Source organism: Falsibacillus pallidus (assembly GCF_050990905.1).
Lineage (GTDB): Bacteria > Bacillota > Bacilli > Bacillales > DSM-25281 > Falsibacillus > Falsibacillus pallidus_A.
The window spans coordinates 2,719,988-2,736,647 of the sequence record NZ_CP158866.1 but is presented as its reverse complement, the minus strand read 5'-3'; the positions used below and the strand labels follow the sequence as shown (position 1 = coordinate 2,736,647).

The following is a 16,660-nucleotide window of genomic DNA, read 5'->3' as shown; positions in this document are numbered from 1 at the left end:
CATGAGAGTAATGGGACTTGACGTCGGCTCTAAGACAGTCGGTGTGGCAATGAGCGATGCCTTGGGATGGACTGCCCAGGGCATCGAGACTATCGCTATCAACGAAGAAGAGAAACAATTTGGATTAGACCGTGTCAAAGAATTGATAAATGAACACGAAGTAAGTAAGATTGTTGTAGGCTTCCCGAAAAATATGAACAATACAGTGGGGCCTCGTGGTGAAGCGTCGATAGCCTATGCTGAAATGCTAAAAGAAGCGTTCGGCCTGCCTGTTGTATTATGGGATGAAAGGCTGACAACCATGGCAGCCGAGAGAGTTTTGCTCGAGGCCGATGTGAGCCGCAAGAAAAGGAAAAAAGTGATTGATAAGATGGCTGCCTCCATGATCCTGCAAGGATTCCTGGACAGTCAAAAATAATGAGGTGACTAATAATGGAACACGGCGAAAAAAATATTACAGTAATTGATGAAAACGGAAATGAAATGCTTTGCGAAGTATTATTTACATTTGATTCCGATGAATTCGGAAAATCCTATGTCCTTTACTATCCAGTAGGTGCAGAAGAAGACGACGAAGATGAAATCGAAATCCATGCTTCTGCCTTCGTACCTGGTGAAGAAGGAGAAGACGGTGAATTAAAGCCGATCGAAACAGAAGAAGAGTGGGATATGATCGAAGAAATGCTCGGAACATTCCTCGACGAAGAAGAGGGCGAGCAAGAGTAAGACTATAATTAAAAGAAGACCTGCATGGTTCCTCATGCAGGTCTTTTTTCTTGGAAACAACTTTTCATCTAAAAAAGAAAATTTTTCCTAAATACTTTGAATAATTGTTGCAGATTAAAGAGAAAAATGTAGTATAATGAACATCGGTGCCGTTAATTTTGTCGATAATGTCCCACTTTTGTTCTAAAGGGGGAAAACCATGGATAAAGATCAATTCAATTCTAATCGAGATGGAAAAAATATCATTCATAATAAAATGATTGAAAGACAAAGTGAAGCCAGAACGATCAGAAGAATCGTCCTAATCATCTGTCTAGCATTAATTCTGATCATAGGCGGTGTCGGACTTGGCGGCTATCTATACGTCAAATCGGCAATGGGACCTGTGAATCCTCAGAATAAGACACCGAAGACCATTGAAGTGCCGATAGGTTCCAGCGTCTCCTCAATCGGAAAGATTTTGGAGAAAAACGGCATAATCAAAAATGCGACAGTATTTAAATACTATGTGAAACTCAATAATGAATCCGGATTCCAGGCAGGGAGCTACGATCTTACTTCCGCCATGTCACTGAAGGAAATCGTCACGAGCCTGAAAACAGGGAAAGTACTGAAAAAAGCAGCAATGAAAATTACTGTTCCTGAAGGATTGCAAATTGACCAAATCGCTGACATTATCGCAAAAAAAACAGGAACGACTAAGCCTGAAGTCATGAAGAAATTAGATGATCAGGCGTATATTAAAAAACTGATGAAAGAACATCCAGACCTGCTTACGAAAGATATCCTCGCTAAGGATATCAAGCATCCGCTGGAAGGATATCTATATCCAGCCACCTATTCATTCTACGAAAAGAAGACATCCGTAGATGATGTAATCGACACAATGCTTGATAAAACGGAATCTGTTCTTGGCCAATATCAGGATGAGATGGAGAAGAAAAAACTATCCGTCCATAAAGTGTTGACGATGGCCTCGTTGATTGAGGAAGAAGCAACTGCTAAAGCAGACAGGCATAAAATCTCCAGTGTCTTTTATAATCGGATAGATGAAGGAATGCCTTTGCAGACCGATCCGACTGTCTTATACGCCTTGGGTGAACATAAAGGCAGGGTCTATTATAAAGACTTGGAAATTGATTCGCCATATAATACGTATAAGAATTCAGGGCTTCCGCCAGGTCCGATTGCCAGTTCAGGAGACACGTCTATTGAAGCAGCATTGAACCCGGAAAAGACTGATTATCTGTACTTCTTAGCAGCTTCTAAGACCGGGGAATTCTACTACTCCAAAACACTTGAAGAACACAACCAGAAAAAAGCAAAATACATTACCAGTAATAACTAAATCATTATGATTTTGGAGGGAAAGATCCATTAGCTTTCCTTCCTTTTTTATGTTAAAATAATACAAGTTATTTTGTCGAAAACTGCTGGAATGAACATTCCGAAGTATATCGGGCGTCGACTTTATTGGAAATAATGACAGGACAGAATGTAGAAAGCTGTATCCTATGGCTTTCTTCTTTTCATGTACACATTCATTTCCAGACGCTCTTTTTTCGTGACCTCAGCATTACAGTGTGATGCCTGAAAGGAGAAATTTTACTTGAACGAAATAGTGAATGAATATATTGAATCCATGATTCCGGATCGCACGGATCTATTCCATGAGATGGAAAGATTTGCAGAGGCAAATAACGTACCGATTATGGAATTGGCCGGGATCGAAGCTTTACTGCAGATCCTTCGCATCCAAAAGCCGAAAAGGATTCTCGAAATCGGGACTGCCATTGGCTATTCAGCATTAAGGATGGCGCATGCTCTGCCTGAAGCGAGCATTGTCACAATTGAAAGAGATCCAGAAAGGTTTCAAACTGCAAAAGAATATATTGCAAGAATCGGCTATTCTGACAGAGTGATTGTACTTGAAGGAGACGCTCTCGACTTAGCTTCTTGCACGAATACGATGGGGCCGTTTGATGCGATTTTTATTGATGCCGCAAAAGGCCAGTATACGAAATTCTTCGAAATGTATTCTGAACAATTGGCAGATGCCGGATGCGTTTATACAGATAATGTTCTATTCAAGGGATTGGTTGCTGAAAAGGAAATCGAAAACAAGCGAATCCGAAACCTTGTCGCAAAAATCAAACGCTACAATGAATGGCTGATGACGAATCCTGACTATTTGACTTCCATTATGCCGGTTGGCGATGGGTTGGCTGTAAGTATTAGAAGAGGTGAGGAAAATGAAAAGGCCTGAGCTGTTGGTCACTCCTGCTAGTGTAGAAAATATGAAAGATTTAATCGAAGCTGGAGCCGACGCTTTTGTCATCGGGGAACAAAGATATGGTCTCAGACTTGCTGGTGAATTCACTCGCAATGATGTCGAAGAGGCTGTGAAGATTGCTCATGATAAAGGGAAAAAAGTATATGTGGCAATGAACGCCATTTTCCACAACGATATAGTAGAAGAACTGAATGATTACATCGGTTTCCTTCGTGATCAACATGTAGATTCAATCATTTTCGGAGATCCGGCTGTATTGATGGCTGTAAGGGAAACCGCACCGGAAATGCGTCTCCACTGGAATACGGAAACTACTGCCACCAACTGGTATACTTGCAATTACTGGGGCAGAAGAGGAGCGAAAAGAGCTGTACTGGCTCGGGAGTTGAGTATGGATGCGATTATTGAAATTAAGGAAAATGCGGATGTAGAGATTGAAGTACAGGTTCATGGCATGACTTGTATGTTCCAATCGAAGCGCTCACTCATAGGAAACTATTATGAATACCGCGGTGAAGCGATGAAGGTTGAAAACCGTCATGAGGCAGCGGGGATGCTTTTGTATGATAAAGAACGTGATAATAAGTATCCGATATTTGAAGACGAGAATGGAACGCACATCATGAGTCCAAATGACATGTGCATCATTGATGAACTGCAGGAAATGATGGAAGCAGGAATTGATTCGTTTAAAATTGACGGGGTGCTGCATTCCCCGGAATATATTGTCGAAGTGACGAGACTTTATAGAAAAGCAATTGACCTGGTGTCCGAAGATCCTGAAGAATATGAAGATGTCAAAGACAGCCTGCTGGAGAAAATCGAACAGCTGCAGCCAAAGACGAGGCCGCTTGATACGGGGTTCTTCTTCAAAGAAACTGTTTATTGATTAACAACCTTTTATCATCGTCCGGGAATGGTTTCGGATCCTATATGCAAGAGCTGTTAAGGAGGAATATGAAATGTCTGCCGTGATGCAGGATAAGATTTCAAAGATAATAGATGGCAAACGGGTAATCGTTAAGAAACCGGAGCTGCTGGCGCCAGCAGGGAATTTGGAAAAGCTTAAGATCGCCGTTCACTACGGGGCAGATGCCGTTTATATCGGCGGACAGGAATTTGGTCTTCGTTCCAATGCCGGAAACTTCACCCTTCAGGAAATGAAGGAAGGAGTTGAATTTGCCAAGCAATACGGTGCCAAGATCTATGTCACGACAAATATATATGCACATAACGAAAATATGGATGGACTTGAGGAGTATTTGACTGGGCTGCAGGATGCAGGGGTTGCGGGCATCATCGTAGCAGATCCTCTTATCATTGAAACATGCAGGAGAGTCGCCCCCAATGTCGAGGTGCATCTAAGCACCCAGCAGTCCCTTACTAACTGGAAGGCAGTGCAGTTCTGGAAGGAAGAAGGGCTTGACCGCGTAGTTCTTGCACGGGAAACGAGCGGGGATGAGATCAAGGAAATGAAAGAAAAGGTGGATATAGAAATTGAAACCTTCATCCATGGTGCAATGTGCATTGCCTATTCAGGGCGCTGTACACTAAGCAATCACATGACTGCCCGTGACTCCAACAGGGGAGGCTGCTGCCAGTCATGCCGCTGGGACTACGACCTTTTCCAAGTGGAAGGCGACGATGAAAAGCCTTTATTCAGCGAGAAGGATGCACCTTTTGCCATGAGTCCGAAAGATTTGAAGCTGGTCGAGTCCATTCCGAGAATGATTGAGCTTGGCATCGACAGTTTAAAGATTGAGGGGAGAATGAAATCCATTCACTATGTGGCAACAGTTGTAAGCGTCTATCGTAAAGTCATTGATGCATACTGTGCGGATCCGGAGAATTTTGTAATCAAACAGGAATGGCTTGAAGAACTGGACAAGTGTGCCAATCGTGAAACGGCGCCAGCATTTTTTGAAGGCGTTCCTGGCTTCCAGGAGCAGATGTTTGGCGAACATGGAAAGAAGACCAAAACAGATTTTGCAGGTCTGGTGATTCATTATGATGAAGAGACCCGAATAGTCACCCTTCAGCAGCGGAACTTTTTCAAACCAGGGGATGAGATTGAATTTTTTGGTCCTGAAATTGAGAATTTCAAACAGATTGTCGGGAAAGTTTGGGATAAAAAAGGAAATGAGCTTGAAGCAGCTAGGCACCCTCTTCAAATTGTGAAATTTAAAGCGGATAAGCCGTTATTTCCAAATAACATGATGCGGAAGGAGAATATTTAAAAATGAACCGTAACAAACCTATCGTTATTGGAGTAGCCGGCGGATCTGGCTCTGGTAAAACAAGTGTCACAAAAGCGATCTACGAACACTTTACAGGACACTCCATTCTTATGATCGAACAGGACTACTATTACAAGGACCAATCCGAACTTCCTTTTGAGGAGAGGTTGAAGACCAACTATGATCATCCACTTGCATTCGATAATGATCTATTGATTGAACATTTAAAGAGCCTCTTGAACTATGAAGCTGTAGAGAAGCCAGTTTATGATTATACGATTCATACTCGTTCGGATGAAACGATTACAGTTGAACCAAAAGATGTTATCATTATTGAGGGAATTTTAGTATTAGAAGATGAAAGATTGCGCAACTTAATGGATATTAAGCTATATGTGGATACGGATGCCGATCTCCGCATCATCAGACGCATGCTGCGGGACATCAAAGAGCGTGGCCGCACAATGGATTCTGTCATTGACCAATACATCAATGTAGTCCGTCCGATGCATAATCAATTCATAGAACCGACGAAGCGCTATGCTGATATCATCATTCCAGAAGGCGGGCATAACCATGTCGCCATTGACTTGATGGTAACAAAAATTCAAACAATTCTTGAACTAAAGTCATTTTTGTAATACGATAGCATAGATAAAAATATTGAAGTAAATGTATCATTTACTGAACATGCGCGCCCTGATACAGGACGCGCTCTGATTTATCCCAATGAAATACTACTACATAATGGAACCGAATAACGGGGGTTTCTTAATTTAAGAAGGAGTGAATCGTTTTGAGTACAGAAAAAGTATTTCCAATGACTAAAGAAGGTAAAGAGAAATTAGAACAGGAATTGGAGCACTTAAAATCCGTAAAAAGAAAAGAAGTTGTAGAACGCATCAAGATTGCACGCAGCTTCGGCGACCTTTCCGAGAACTCTGAATATGATTCAGCGAAAGAGGAGCAGGCATTTGTAGAAGGACGGATCACAACTTTAGAGAATATGATCCGAAACGCTAAAATCATCCAAGAAGATGAAATGGGCACAGGTATTGTTTCTTTAGGTAAATCGGTGACTTTCGTTGAACTTCCTGATGGAGAGGAAGAAACATATACAATCGTCGGCAGCGCAGAAGCCGATCCTTTCGAAGGAAAGATCTCGAATGATTCCCCAATTGCGAAAAGCCTTCTCGGCCATAAAGTCGATGACCAGGTAACAGTACAGACACCGGGCGGAGAAATGTCCGTACGCATCACAAACATTAAATAATTTTAGAGAAATGTCCAGGCCGCACTATGGCCTGGGCTTTTTTTGTCTTTTAGGGAATGATTAAGATATTTCGTCTTATGCTTGTCGAGGCAGACCAAGGGGCTTCTGCCTTTGTTCATGACTATTTTTCGCATGAATCGTCAAAAATGGTGTTGAGGTGGTTTTGTGCGGAAGAAAAGAATTTATGGTTTGGGGATTTTAATATTTATAGGGTTGGCTATTTTGACGTGGAGATTGTCCTCCATTCAATTATTTAATACAGAGAATTTTTCGAAGCATCATATCAACTTGATTGAATCTTCCGTGTCGCAAAGGACAGAGGAACTTGAAATCAATGACGGCAGGGGGCAGTTCCTCGATAGGGCAGGGAATCCACTGACCTTTACGGAGAAGCCTGTCGCAGTCGTTTTTCCTTTCTTAAAAAAGACGGAATGGGATAAAGCAAAGGTAGCGGCTATTTTGCATATTTCTTCCCAGCAACTTGAGGAGGAAGTTCAAAAAGCATCGAAGCCAATGGTGCTTGGAGGAAAAAATCCGATCCTACTTGACAGCGGCCAGGAAGACCGCATCAATTCATTGGAAATTCCCGGTCTATTTGCAATTAAGAAATCATTCTCCGTGAACACACATATTGCTGAGGATTTATTAGGTTTTACCGCAAAGAACGACAAGCTCTATAAACGTAAATATCCCGATCTAAAAGATATCGATATCCCTCCGATAGGTGTAGAAGGACTTCAAAAGACATTTGATGAATTCCTTCTTCCGGATGGAGCATCAAAGCTGGTGTATCATGTTGATGGAGAAGGGCAGCCCCTATTCGGCAACAAAGTGAAATATGTAGAACCGGCCAATCCCTTTTATCCTGTCTATATCAAAACCACTCTTGATCAAGAGATTCAAAAAGGAATAGAAGACATTCTGAAAGAACAAGGAATGAAAAAAGGCGGGGCGGTGCTTCTGGATATCAAGTCGGGGGATGTCCTTGCCATGGCATCCCTTCCTGACCGCACCCAAAAAGATCCATATAAAAATGATGGATCCGACAATTATATATTAAAACAAGAAACTCCAGGTTCAGTTTTTAAAACGGTCATTGCCGCTGCTGCCATTGAAAAAGGCGTGGCAGATGATAAAGAAGTCTTCGAGTGCAGTACGGACTTATACGGGAAGGAAGCATCAAGGGAGCTTGGAAAGCTGGATTTTAATGAAAGCTTTTCCCAAAGCTGCAACCGCACGTTTGGAGAGACGGCAAAGAAACTGATGGAACAAGACACGGATGTGATCGAATCATACGCACAAAAACTGGGCCTCACAGGAGGAGCAGGATGGAATGGCGACCTGTACCATATGACTGGATTTCGCCAATTTGAAGAAGATAAAGGGACCATTTTCATCAGTAGTGAAAACAAGAAGGACCCAAATTTCATTGCCCAAACCGGGATCGGCCAGAAGGATGTCAGCGTCACTCCTTTGGCGGTGGCCAATATGATGGCAACGATTGCACGCGGAGGGGAGAAGAAAATGATCCGTGCCGTATCAGAAATTGACTATCAGAATGGGACAGTCATGTTTGAATTTCCGGAGAAGGATCTTGCTGGAAGTACAATTTCCCCATATACAGCCATCAAGCTGCAAAGGCTTTTAAGGCTCGTTGTTACTGGAGAGAATGGAACCGGCAGGTCACTAAATGGCCTCCCTTATGAAGTGGCAGGAAAATCAGGGACGGCACAGACTGGCAAAGGGGATTTATATAATAAGTGGTTTGCAGGATATTTCCCTTTTGAAAAGCCAAGATATGCATTGGCTGTTGTAAACTTGGATGTGCCTGATGCAGAAGGAGCCGTAAATCCTATGTTTGCTGATATTGTCCAGTTTCTCTATGAAAAAGATCAACAAACAGGAAAAGAGGCACTGCTAAAGCAATAGAAAATATGATATATTCCTTCATGTTGATGAAAAGTCATGGTATGATAATGGCAATGAAATGGAGGGACAGATATGCCGAAGGATTACAATTCATTTGGCGGTTCACGCTCTTCCCAAAGAGCCAAGCGCCGCAAAACAAATATTATATTAAATTCATTGATCATCATTGTGATCGTTTTAATTTTGGTGGTAGGAGGCAAGATTTTCTTAGGCGGAAAAGATCCGGTTAAGGAGCAAGGGGCATCTCAGCATGAACCCAAAACAACAGAGCCATCAGGATCTAAATCGGATAACTCCAGTCAGAATAACTCCGAAGAAGCAAATGATGATCAATCAAATACAGATGAATCAGGAGATCAGAATACTGATTCCTCTGATAAAAATAGCCAGCAGGATACCCAGGAAGAACAGCCTGCAGCTGACCTTGGGAAAGCGAATGAGGTCCCTGATGACAGCAATGACCCAAACGTATCCAAGACTTATGAAAATCCAGACTGGAGTCCAGTAGGTACCAGCCAGTCAGGTGAACATGTTTCATCCTATGATGAAGGGACCCCCGATTGGAATGAGAAAGTCAAAGCCCTTTCTTACGCAACTGGGATACCTCAGGACAATATGACCGTTTGGTTCATTGGAAACGGAGGAAGCCCCGATTCTTCTGTCGGGACTGTCGCTTCTAAAGACCAGACCCAAAAATACCGAGTATTCCTTCAGTGGGTGGACGGCGAAGGCTGGAAGCCAACGAAGGTACAGGAACTCAAATCTCTTCAGTAAGAAAAGCGGAGCCGGCTGTCCAGAGGCGCCGAGGTTGGACTGAAGCACCACGAGATAAAGGAAACACGGTGAACGAAGTGAACCGATGTTGACTTATCGTAAGTGTGCTGAAGGAAACCTCCCAGCCTCTAGCCGGCGGAGCTGGACAATAGAAAAGCGGAGGCGCCCCGCTAAGCCCCGACCAGCATAAGACGGAACTGGAAGGAAATCCTGATTTCCGTAGAGGTACGGCTTATGACTCGAGGCGCTGGAGCTGGACATGCAGAACAAAAAGGATGAACCCATTTTTAAAGGGATTCATCCTTTTTTTAGTTTATAGTGGACGACAGCAGAATAATGCTTCTTCCCGTCAGCATCAAATTGCACGCTATGGGATACATGATGCACACTAAGCAGGATTGCTTTATTCTGTTCAATTTTTTCGTTGACCATCTGTTCGAGGCCTTTTAAGCTTGACGCTTCATAAAACTCAACTTTATCCTCAATCATATCAAATTGAATATTCATACCCTTCACTCCTCTATGCTACATTTTAGCCTGTCATACATGATGTTTTCAAGATACAATTCTGTTGATTGAAATGTGGGATTATGTTAGAGTAAGAACAGTTTTTAATTTAATTCATACTATACAGATAGGAATTATATAAATTAATGGGGAGCGGACTATCTATGGGCAGAGAATTTTTGGAATTATTTCAGGATTGGGCAGATTCTTATGATGATTCAGTGACAGGAAAAGATGCTGAATACGCAAAGGTGTTTCAATATTATGAGCACATTCTTGAAGCGGTTGCTGAACGCTCGAATGGAACTGTAGTGGAGTTTGGAATGGGTACCGGCAATTTGACATTAAAGCTTCTGGAAAAAGGGCTGAAAGTGATTGCGATTGAACCTTCAAAAGAGATGAGGGCAATTGGAGAGGAAAAGCTGCAGGGCAGGACGAAAATCATTGACGGGGATTTCATTCAATTCCAGGTGGAAGAAGATATTGATACAATCGTCAGCACCTACGCATTTCACCACCTGACTGATGAAGAAAAACTAGAAGCTTTTTCAATCTATGGCAGGCTGTTAAAGAATGATGGTAAAATAGTGTTTGCAGATACGATGTATGAAACAAAAGAGGCATATCTGGAAGCCATTAAAAAAGCTGAAAATGACGGATTTCTTAATTTGGCAGAAGATCTTCAAAGGGAATACTATACTACCATTCCCGTCTTGACGGATATCGCCCAGAGAACGGGCTTTGAAGTTTCATTTAATCGCTGCAATGATTTCGTTTGGATAATGGAAGCGATAAAAAAATAGAAAGAGGTTTTATTCATGAAAGTAGCAATCATTGGAGCAATGGAAGAAGAAGTTACCCTGCTAAGGAACAATATAACAAATCCTGAAGTGGAAACTATTGCAGGCTGTGAGTACACAACCGGCCAGATGGACGGAAAAGATGTGGTCCTCCTTCGCTCGGGCATAGGAAAAGTAAATGCCGCAATGTCAACTGCAGTTCTTTTAGAACGATTCAAGCCGGATGCCATTATCAACACAGGATCCGCAGGAGGCTTGAACCCTGTATTGAATGTGGGAGATGTCGTTATTTCGAATGAGGTGCGCCACCACGATGTTGACGTCACAGCATTTGGCTATGAATACGGACAGGTGCCTCAGCTTCCGGCAGGGTTTGCGGCTGATGCAAACTTAATGGCTGCAGCTGAAGAAGCAGCGAAGGAAACCTCAGATGCCCAAGTGGTAATGGGTCTGATCGCAACGGGAGACTCTTTCATGAATGATCCTGTACGTGTTGAATATATCAAAGATAAGTTTCAAGGCCTTCAAGCCGTTGAAATGGAAGCAGCAGCCATAGCTCAAGTAGCCCATCAGTTCAAGGTTCCATTTGTAGTGATCCGTGCACTATCGGATATTGCGGGAAAAGAATCGGATGTATCATTTGAACAATTCCTGGAAACTGCCGCATTAAACTCAGCGAACCTCGTTATGAAAATGGTATCGGCAATATCTTAATCAACAGCGGCAAAGGAGTAGGGGAAAATGCAAGTATATCAGAACATACATGAGTTGATTGGCAGTACCCCGATGATGGAGATTAAACAATTTTCATTACCGGATGGGGTCAGGCTATTTGCTAAACTCGAATTCTTTAACCCTGGTGGAAGCATAAAGGACCGATTGGGGAGAGAGCTTCTGCAGGAAGCGATCGAAAGCGGAAAGATATCTAAAAGTGGAACGATCATCGAACCGACTGCAGGGAATACGGGAATAGGATTGGCACTGGCGGCTGTCAACAGCGGCATCCAGGTGATCTTCTGTGTGCCTGAGAAATTCAGCATAGAAAAACAAGAGCTCATGAAGGCCCTTGGCGCAAAAATTGTCCATACACCGACCGAAGAGGGGATGAAAGGAGCGATTGCCAAAGCGCAGGAGCTTCTTAAACAAATTCCTGATTCCTATTGTCCTCAACAATTCGGCAATCCAGCGAATCCCGAGACTTATTATAAGACCCTTGGGCCTGAGATCTGGGAGCAGCTGGAAGGACAGGTCCATGTCTTTGTGGCTGGTGCCGGAACGGGTGGAACATTCATGGGAACAGCGAATTACTTGAAGGACCAGGACAAAAAAATCAAGACCGTCATTGTTGAACCGGAAGGATCGATCTTAAATGGCGGTGAATCAGGACCTCATAAAACAGAAGGAATCGGAATGGAATTTCTTCCACAATATATGAATGCAGCCTACTTTGATGCGATTCATACCATCTCAGACGAAGATGCGTTCAGAAGAGTGAAGGAGCTGGCATTACTTGAAGGCCTATTGGTCGGAAGTTCGTCAGGAGCAGCTCTTCATGCAGCCCTTCTTGAAGCAGAAAACGCGGCACCGGGAACAAATATCGTGACGATATTCCCCGATTCAAGCGAACGATACTTAAGCAAAAAAATCTATGAAGGCGGGATATAATATGCGTAAAAAAACACAACTGATCCACGGCGGAATCTCAAATGATCCTCAGACAGGCGCCGTGTCTTTTCCAATTTACCAAGTCAGCACCTACAAACAGGAAGGTGTAGGAAACTTTAAAGGATATGAATATTCCAGAACGGGAAATCCAACCCGCAATGCGTTGGAAGAATTGATCAAAGATCTTGAAGGCGGCAAGGCAGGATTTGCATTTGGCTCTGGTATGGCTGCCATCACAGCGGTCATGATGCTGTTCAACAGCGGCGATCATATCATTATGACGGACGATGTATATGGCGGAACTTACCGTGTGATGTCCAAGGTATTGAATCGTGTCGGCATTTCCTCTACATTCGTGGATACAAGCGATCCGGCCAACATTGAAAAAGAAATCCGATCCAACACGAAAGCAGTTTATATTGAAACACCGACTAATCCATTATTGAAAGTTACAGATATTGAAGCAGCTGCAAAAATTGCCAAGGCTCATAACTTGTTGACGATCGTTGATAATACATTCAGCACTCCTTACTGGCAAAATCCAATTGATAATGGGGCGGATATTGTCCTGCACAGTGCGACCAAATATCTTGGAGGCCACAGCGATGTTGTTGCAGGTCTAGTAGTAGTAAATAGCGATCAATTGGCGCAAGATCTGCATTTCGTCCAAAACTCCACTGGTGGTGTTCTAGGACCTCAAGATTCATGGCTATTGATCAGAGGGATTAAAACTCTCGGAGTCCGAATGGAAGAACATGAAGCCAATACAGCTAAGATTATAGAATTTCTTAAAGATCACCCAGCAGTTGAAAAAATTTATTATCCAGGATTGACGACTCATCCGAATCATGAGATTGCCAAGAAGCAGGGAAGAGGTTTCGGCGGCATGATTTCCTTTGATGTAGGAAGCCAGGAGAATGCTGATAAATTATTGAGCAAGACGAAATACTTTACCCTGGCAGAAAGCCTCGGTGCTGTTGAAAGTCTGATTTCAGTCCCGGCAAGGATGACACATGCATCCATCCCTGCAGAGCGTCGAGCAGAATTAGGAATCACAGATGGATTAGTCCGCATTTCCGTAGGACTAGAAGATGTGGAAGATCTGATCGAAGACTTGAAGCAGTCCCTTGAAAACTAAAATGGAATGAAAAGAAGCGGGGAATCCCCGCTTCTTTTTTGCGAAAAGGGAAACATAAACATTTTCCAATCAATTCCCAGTTATTGCATCCTCTCTTCTTCTGCAGATATGTTACAGTAGAAGAGTAGTAAAAAGCATCGGATGAGGTGATGACTTTGAAAAACGTATTCCACAAAATGATGGACTATAAGCGATTTGCATTTATCTTATTGGCACTCAGTGCTTTTTTATATATCGGTGTAGTGATTCCTGCTGCCGGCAAAACCCTTCATAAAGAGTATGCACTGATGGCCGGTACAATGGCATCTGCTGCATTTGCCGCTTACTTTTTCTTTCAATCTATCAAACTGCGAAAAATCCTCAATGAATCAGAAGAAGGACAGGATTTTCTAAGTAAAAAATAATGATCAACCTAAAACATGCTGAGGACCCACGGAATCAGCATGTTTTTATTTTTTTAATAAAAAAAGGAAAAAAAGGGTTTACAAACCATGAATGATTGGATATACTTACCATTGTGATTGAAAACTAACAAGGAGGTCGAATGAGATGTTGGCAAGAAAATTAAACGCTGCAAAACTAAATAATACATTATGTTCGGCCGCTGAAGGGTTCAGTCCGCGTTAATTTAAATTTATTTAAACGTGCATATCCAGACCGCAGGACGAATGTGAATTCCTGCGGTCTTTTTGTGTTTAACACAAGGGGGCTCTATCCTCTTGTGTTTTTTTATGGATTTGCACTTATTTTAAGCAGAAGCGAGGTGATAAAAATGACTTTGAACATCCTATTTATGACAGTAACGATTAAAAAACGCCAAAAATCATTTGAAGAAGCTGTCCGTGAAGAAACTGTAGCTCAATTATATGAAACAAACCGTGAAAAACATCAAACTTTGATCAATCCCTATATGCTGTAATCGCGTGAATCAAAAATGAAAAGAAAGGGGTAATAACAATGATTATGCAGGTAAAACGTCTGAATGCTCTTTATATGGAGAAGGATGGAGCATAACGAAAGTGGCAGGTTCATGGCCACACGATCATTGCAAAAAAAGAGAACCGGAGTCATTTTCGGTTCTCTTTTTTCTTCTTGCCCTATTTATTATTCTGTCTGGTTTCGGTTCTTCTTTTCTTTTTCGGCACGGTAGAATTCGTGGAACATTTTCATAAGCGCCCTTTTTTCGATTCTCGATACATAGCTCCTGGAGATTCCCAGTTCCTTTGCAATTTCCCGCTGCGTTTTTTCTTTCTTTAAATCGAGTCCGAATCTGCCGATGATGACTTCTTTTTCACGATCATCCAAGACGCTGATATATTCTTTGACTTTTTCCAATTCCATACTGAGCTGGATTGTATCAATTACATCTTCGGATTCGGATTTTAGAACATCAATGAGGGAGATTTCGTTGCCTTCTTTATCTTGGCCGATGGGGTCGTGGAGGGAGACGTCTTTCTTCGTTTTCTTCAAAGCCCGCAAGTGCATCAGGATCTCGTTTTCTATACAACGTGCTGCATAGGTGGCGAGCTTTGTTCCTTTTCCTTCTGAATAGCTTTCAATCGCTTTAATCAGTCCGATGGTGCCGATGGAAATCAGGTCTTCAGCATCTTCACCTGTATTTTCGAACTTTTTGATGATGTGAACATAAAGCAATGTTCTAGCAGACCTTTAACAGTGATGCCGACCTTTTCCGTCTTGGCATCAATCGTTATCTCATCAATCAGAAGTTCCATCAATTCGCGCTTATCTTGAAAGCACATCTCACCTTGAAACATCTTTTCGATGCTGGCGATCACCGCGTCAATGTCCTCATAATTCCATTCATTCTTTCCGTCCATTTGTGTCTTCTTATTTAACTCATCAATTTCTTCGGTGATTTTCCTTATCTCAGAGTTGACTTTCTTCATATCACGCTGCATTTCTTCTTCAGAAATGACTTGAGCAACAACAAACATGCGTTTTATTCGATCACGCTCGTCTGTTTTGCGTTTCAGTTGTTTTTCAAGCTCTTGAAGCTCATCCTCCACGCCATCATCATTATCTGTCATTTGAGCCTTTATAGCGTCCTCAAACAGTTCTCGGCTCGTTAAGCACTCACGAATCATATTCATGATGTAATCATCCAATAAATCAATACGGATGCTTTTGGATTCGCATTTTTCAATACCATCGCCGTATCGCTTTGGATTAAGGTTCGGGCATCTGTACACGGCGTATTTTTTGTGTTCGCCCGTTTTTTTATCGACTCGACCGTTATAAGTGGTGCACTCCCAAATCCGCCCGCAGTGCTTGCAACGAATGAGGCTTTTAAAAAGGTACTCGAATTTCACATTGCCACGTTTCCTCATATTCTTTTCCTTTTGATTTTGCGCTAAATCGAACGTTTTCTGATCAACAAGCTGCGGCACATCAACCGTTATCCAATCCGCTTCGTCACGAATACTATAAGTTTTCTTCTGCTTGCCTGACGATGTTCTCTCTCCCCATACCTTTTTGGTCTCCCGCTTGTTGTAAACATATTTCCCTAAATATATTTCAGAAGAGAGGATTCTCCGTATGGATGTGGCTCCGAAGTTCTTGCTTTCTGCCCGTTTAGGCACTGCACCCGCTTTAAACAGCTTGTCACCTATTTCACGGAGCGTTGAGCCCTCCAGGTACCATTCATATATCTTCTTCACAAAAGCCGCTTCCTGCTCGTTTACAAGCAGTTTTCCATCTTTGTAGTCATATCCATATGGAGCGACCCGCATCGGCATAATCTTTTTGTCCTTCTCAACCGCACGAAGCCTTCCACGAATGGTTCTTTTGCGGATTTGTGAGAGTTCGTATTGAGCGAATACAGAACGCATGTTAAAGAACATCTGACCTTCAGGAGTGTTTTGGTACTCGGTGTCGATAAAGACGATTTCCACACCTTGTCGGTCCCATTCTTTGCAGACGATGAGCTTATCCGTCAGATCGCGTGTCAATCTGTCTGGATCGGTGATAATCACTTTTGTCACAATACCGTTTGCTGTATCTTCCCGCAATTCATTCATCACGGGGCGATCAATGTCTTCACCGCTGCGACCTTCTTCACGATAAACTTTTACTTGAGAGGAGGAATAGCCAAGGTCTTTTGCCCGCTTCAAACAAAGTTCTTCTTGCGTTTCCAAACTATATCCTTCATCAGCCTGTGCTTGCGTACTTACGCGACAATATATTCCTATCATAGAATAAACTCCTTTTTCCTTTTGAAGCTATGTATATTCAAAAGTATAGGAGTTTTTCGCCTTTTTAAGCAAGGTATCGGAATAAGTTACCAATTCGCAAGTTCTA

The 16,660-nt window shown here is 42.5% G+C and carries 18 protein-coding genes and 1 pseudogene; 16 read left to right on the top strand and 3 right to left on the bottom strand.

Going from position 1 to position 16,660, the window contains the following annotated elements; genetic code table 11:
• Position 1 precedes the first annotated feature (1 nt).
• From ruvX to ABTV07_RS14445, 10 genes are all read left to right on the top strand, one after another.
• Positions 2 to 418: a Holliday junction resolvase RuvX gene (gene ruvX, locus ABTV07_RS14490; protein ID WP_433743336.1), complete on the top strand. Its 417-nt coding sequence runs from the start codon at positions 2 to 4 to the stop codon at positions 416 to 418.
• A gap of 14 nt (positions 419 to 432) precedes the next feature.
• A complete protein-coding gene (locus tag ABTV07_RS14485) occupies positions 433 to 726 on the top strand; it encodes a DUF1292 domain-containing protein (RefSeq protein ID WP_433743335.1) in 294 nt (97 codons plus the stop codon).
• A 199-nt stretch (positions 727 to 925) separates the two neighbouring features.
• The gene (mltG, locus tag ABTV07_RS14480) at positions 926 to 2,074 is read left to right on the top strand and encodes an endolytic transglycosylase MltG (RefSeq protein WP_433743333.1); all 1,149 of its coding nucleotides are present in this window, start codon (positions 926 to 928) and stop codon (positions 2,072 to 2,074) included.
• A gap of 261 nt (positions 2,075 to 2,335) precedes the next feature.
• Positions 2,336 to 2,992, top strand: a complete 657-nt coding sequence (locus ABTV07_RS14475) for an O-methyltransferase (protein WP_433743331.1) — start codon at positions 2,336 to 2,338, stop codon at positions 2,990 to 2,992.
• The gene (locus ABTV07_RS14470) at positions 2,979 to 3,908 is read left to right on the top strand and encodes a peptidase U32 family protein (protein ID WP_433743329.1); all 930 of its coding nucleotides are present in this window, start codon (positions 2,979 to 2,981) and stop codon (positions 3,906 to 3,908) included. The genes ABTV07_RS14475 and ABTV07_RS14470 overlap by 14 nt, the downstream gene beginning before the upstream one ends.
• A 73-nt stretch (positions 3,909 to 3,981) precedes the next feature.
• Positions 3,982 to 5,256, top strand: coding sequence for a peptidase U32 family protein (locus tag ABTV07_RS14465; RefSeq protein WP_433743327.1), 1,275 nt, complete (start codon positions 3,982 to 3,984; stop codon positions 5,254 to 5,256).
• A 2-nt stretch (positions 5,257 to 5,258) separates the two neighbouring features.
• Positions 5,259 to 5,897 carry a uridine kinase gene (gene udk, locus ABTV07_RS14460; RefSeq protein ID WP_433743325.1) on the top strand — a complete coding sequence of 213 codons (639 nt, stop codon included), beginning with the start codon at positions 5,259 to 5,261 and terminating at the stop codon, positions 5,895 to 5,897.
• Positions 5,898 to 6,052: 155 nt separating this feature from the next.
• Positions 6,053 to 6,529 (top strand): transcription elongation factor GreA, encoded by a 477-nt coding sequence (gene greA / locus ABTV07_RS14455; protein ID WP_433743323.1) that lies wholly within the window; start codon positions 6,053 to 6,055, stop codon positions 6,527 to 6,529.
• Positions 6,530 to 6,694: 165 nt separating this feature from the next.
• Complete coding sequence (locus ABTV07_RS14450) at positions 6,695 to 8,458, top strand: peptidoglycan D,D-transpeptidase FtsI family protein (RefSeq protein WP_433743321.1); 1,764 nt, start codon at positions 6,695 to 6,697, stop codon at positions 8,456 to 8,458.
• 72 nt (positions 8,459 to 8,530) lie between these two features.
• Positions 8,531 to 9,232 (top strand): DUF1510 family protein, encoded by a 702-nt coding sequence (locus ABTV07_RS14445; RefSeq protein WP_433743319.1) that lies wholly within the window; start codon positions 8,531 to 8,533, stop codon positions 9,230 to 9,232.
• A 297-nt stretch (positions 9,233 to 9,529) separates the two neighbouring features.
• Here ABTV07_RS14445 and ABTV07_RS14440 read toward each other — a convergent pair whose 3' ends face one another.
• A complete protein-coding gene (locus ABTV07_RS14440) occupies positions 9,530 to 9,739 on the bottom strand; it encodes a DUF2536 family protein (RefSeq protein WP_433743318.1) in 210 nt (69 codons plus the stop codon).
• Between the two features lie 164 nt (positions 9,740 to 9,903).
• Here ABTV07_RS14440 and ABTV07_RS14435 point away from each other — a divergent pair, with 164 nt between their 5' ends.
• The 6 genes from ABTV07_RS14435 to ABTV07_RS14410 all read left to right on the top strand — a co-directional run bounded on the left by ABTV07_RS14435 (position 9,904) and on the right by ABTV07_RS14410 (position 14,261).
• On the top strand, positions 9,904 to 10,542 hold the full coding sequence (locus ABTV07_RS14435; protein ID WP_433743317.1) for a class I SAM-dependent methyltransferase: 639 nt from the start codon (positions 9,904 to 9,906) through the stop codon (positions 10,540 to 10,542).
• A gap of 15 nt (positions 10,543 to 10,557) precedes the next feature.
• Entirely contained in the window at positions 10,558 to 11,253 is a 696-nt protein-coding gene (gene mtnN / locus ABTV07_RS14430; RefSeq protein ID WP_433743315.1) for a 5'-methylthioadenosine/S-adenosylhomocysteine nucleosidase, read from the top strand.
• Between the two features lie 27 nt (positions 11,254 to 11,280).
• A complete protein-coding gene (locus ABTV07_RS14425) occupies positions 11,281 to 12,204 on the top strand; it encodes a PLP-dependent cysteine synthase family protein (RefSeq protein ID WP_433743313.1) in 924 nt (307 codons plus the stop codon).
• A gap of 1 nt (position 12,205) precedes the next feature.
• Positions 12,206 to 13,342, top strand: coding sequence for a bifunctional cystathionine gamma-lyase/homocysteine desulfhydrase (locus ABTV07_RS14420; RefSeq protein WP_433743311.1), 1,137 nt, complete (start codon positions 12,206 to 12,208; stop codon positions 13,340 to 13,342).
• Positions 13,343 to 13,497: 155 nt separating this feature from the next.
• Complete coding sequence (locus ABTV07_RS14415; protein WP_433743310.1) at positions 13,498 to 13,746, top strand: YrhC family protein; 249 nt, start codon at positions 13,498 to 13,500, stop codon at positions 13,744 to 13,746.
• Between the two features lie 368 nt (positions 13,747 to 14,114).
• Positions 14,115 to 14,261 carry a YrzI family small protein gene (locus ABTV07_RS14410; RefSeq protein WP_433743308.1) on the top strand — a complete coding sequence of 49 codons (147 nt, stop codon included), beginning with the start codon at positions 14,115 to 14,117 and terminating at the stop codon, positions 14,259 to 14,261.
• Between the two features lie 185 nt (positions 14,262 to 14,446).
• Here ABTV07_RS14410 and sigK read toward each other — a convergent pair.
• Positions 14,447 to 14,992: pseudogene (gene sigK, locus ABTV07_RS14405) on the bottom strand (RNA polymerase sporulation sigma factor SigK); the annotation flags it as partial.
• The gene (locus tag ABTV07_RS14400) at positions 14,935 to 16,554 is read right to left on the bottom strand and encodes a recombinase family protein (protein WP_433743307.1); all 1,620 of its coding nucleotides are present in this window, start codon (positions 16,552 to 16,554) and stop codon (positions 14,935 to 14,937) included. The gene ABTV07_RS14400 and the pseudogene sigK, both read right to left, overlap by 58 nt.
• Between the last annotated feature and the right edge of the window lie 106 nt (positions 16,555 to 16,660).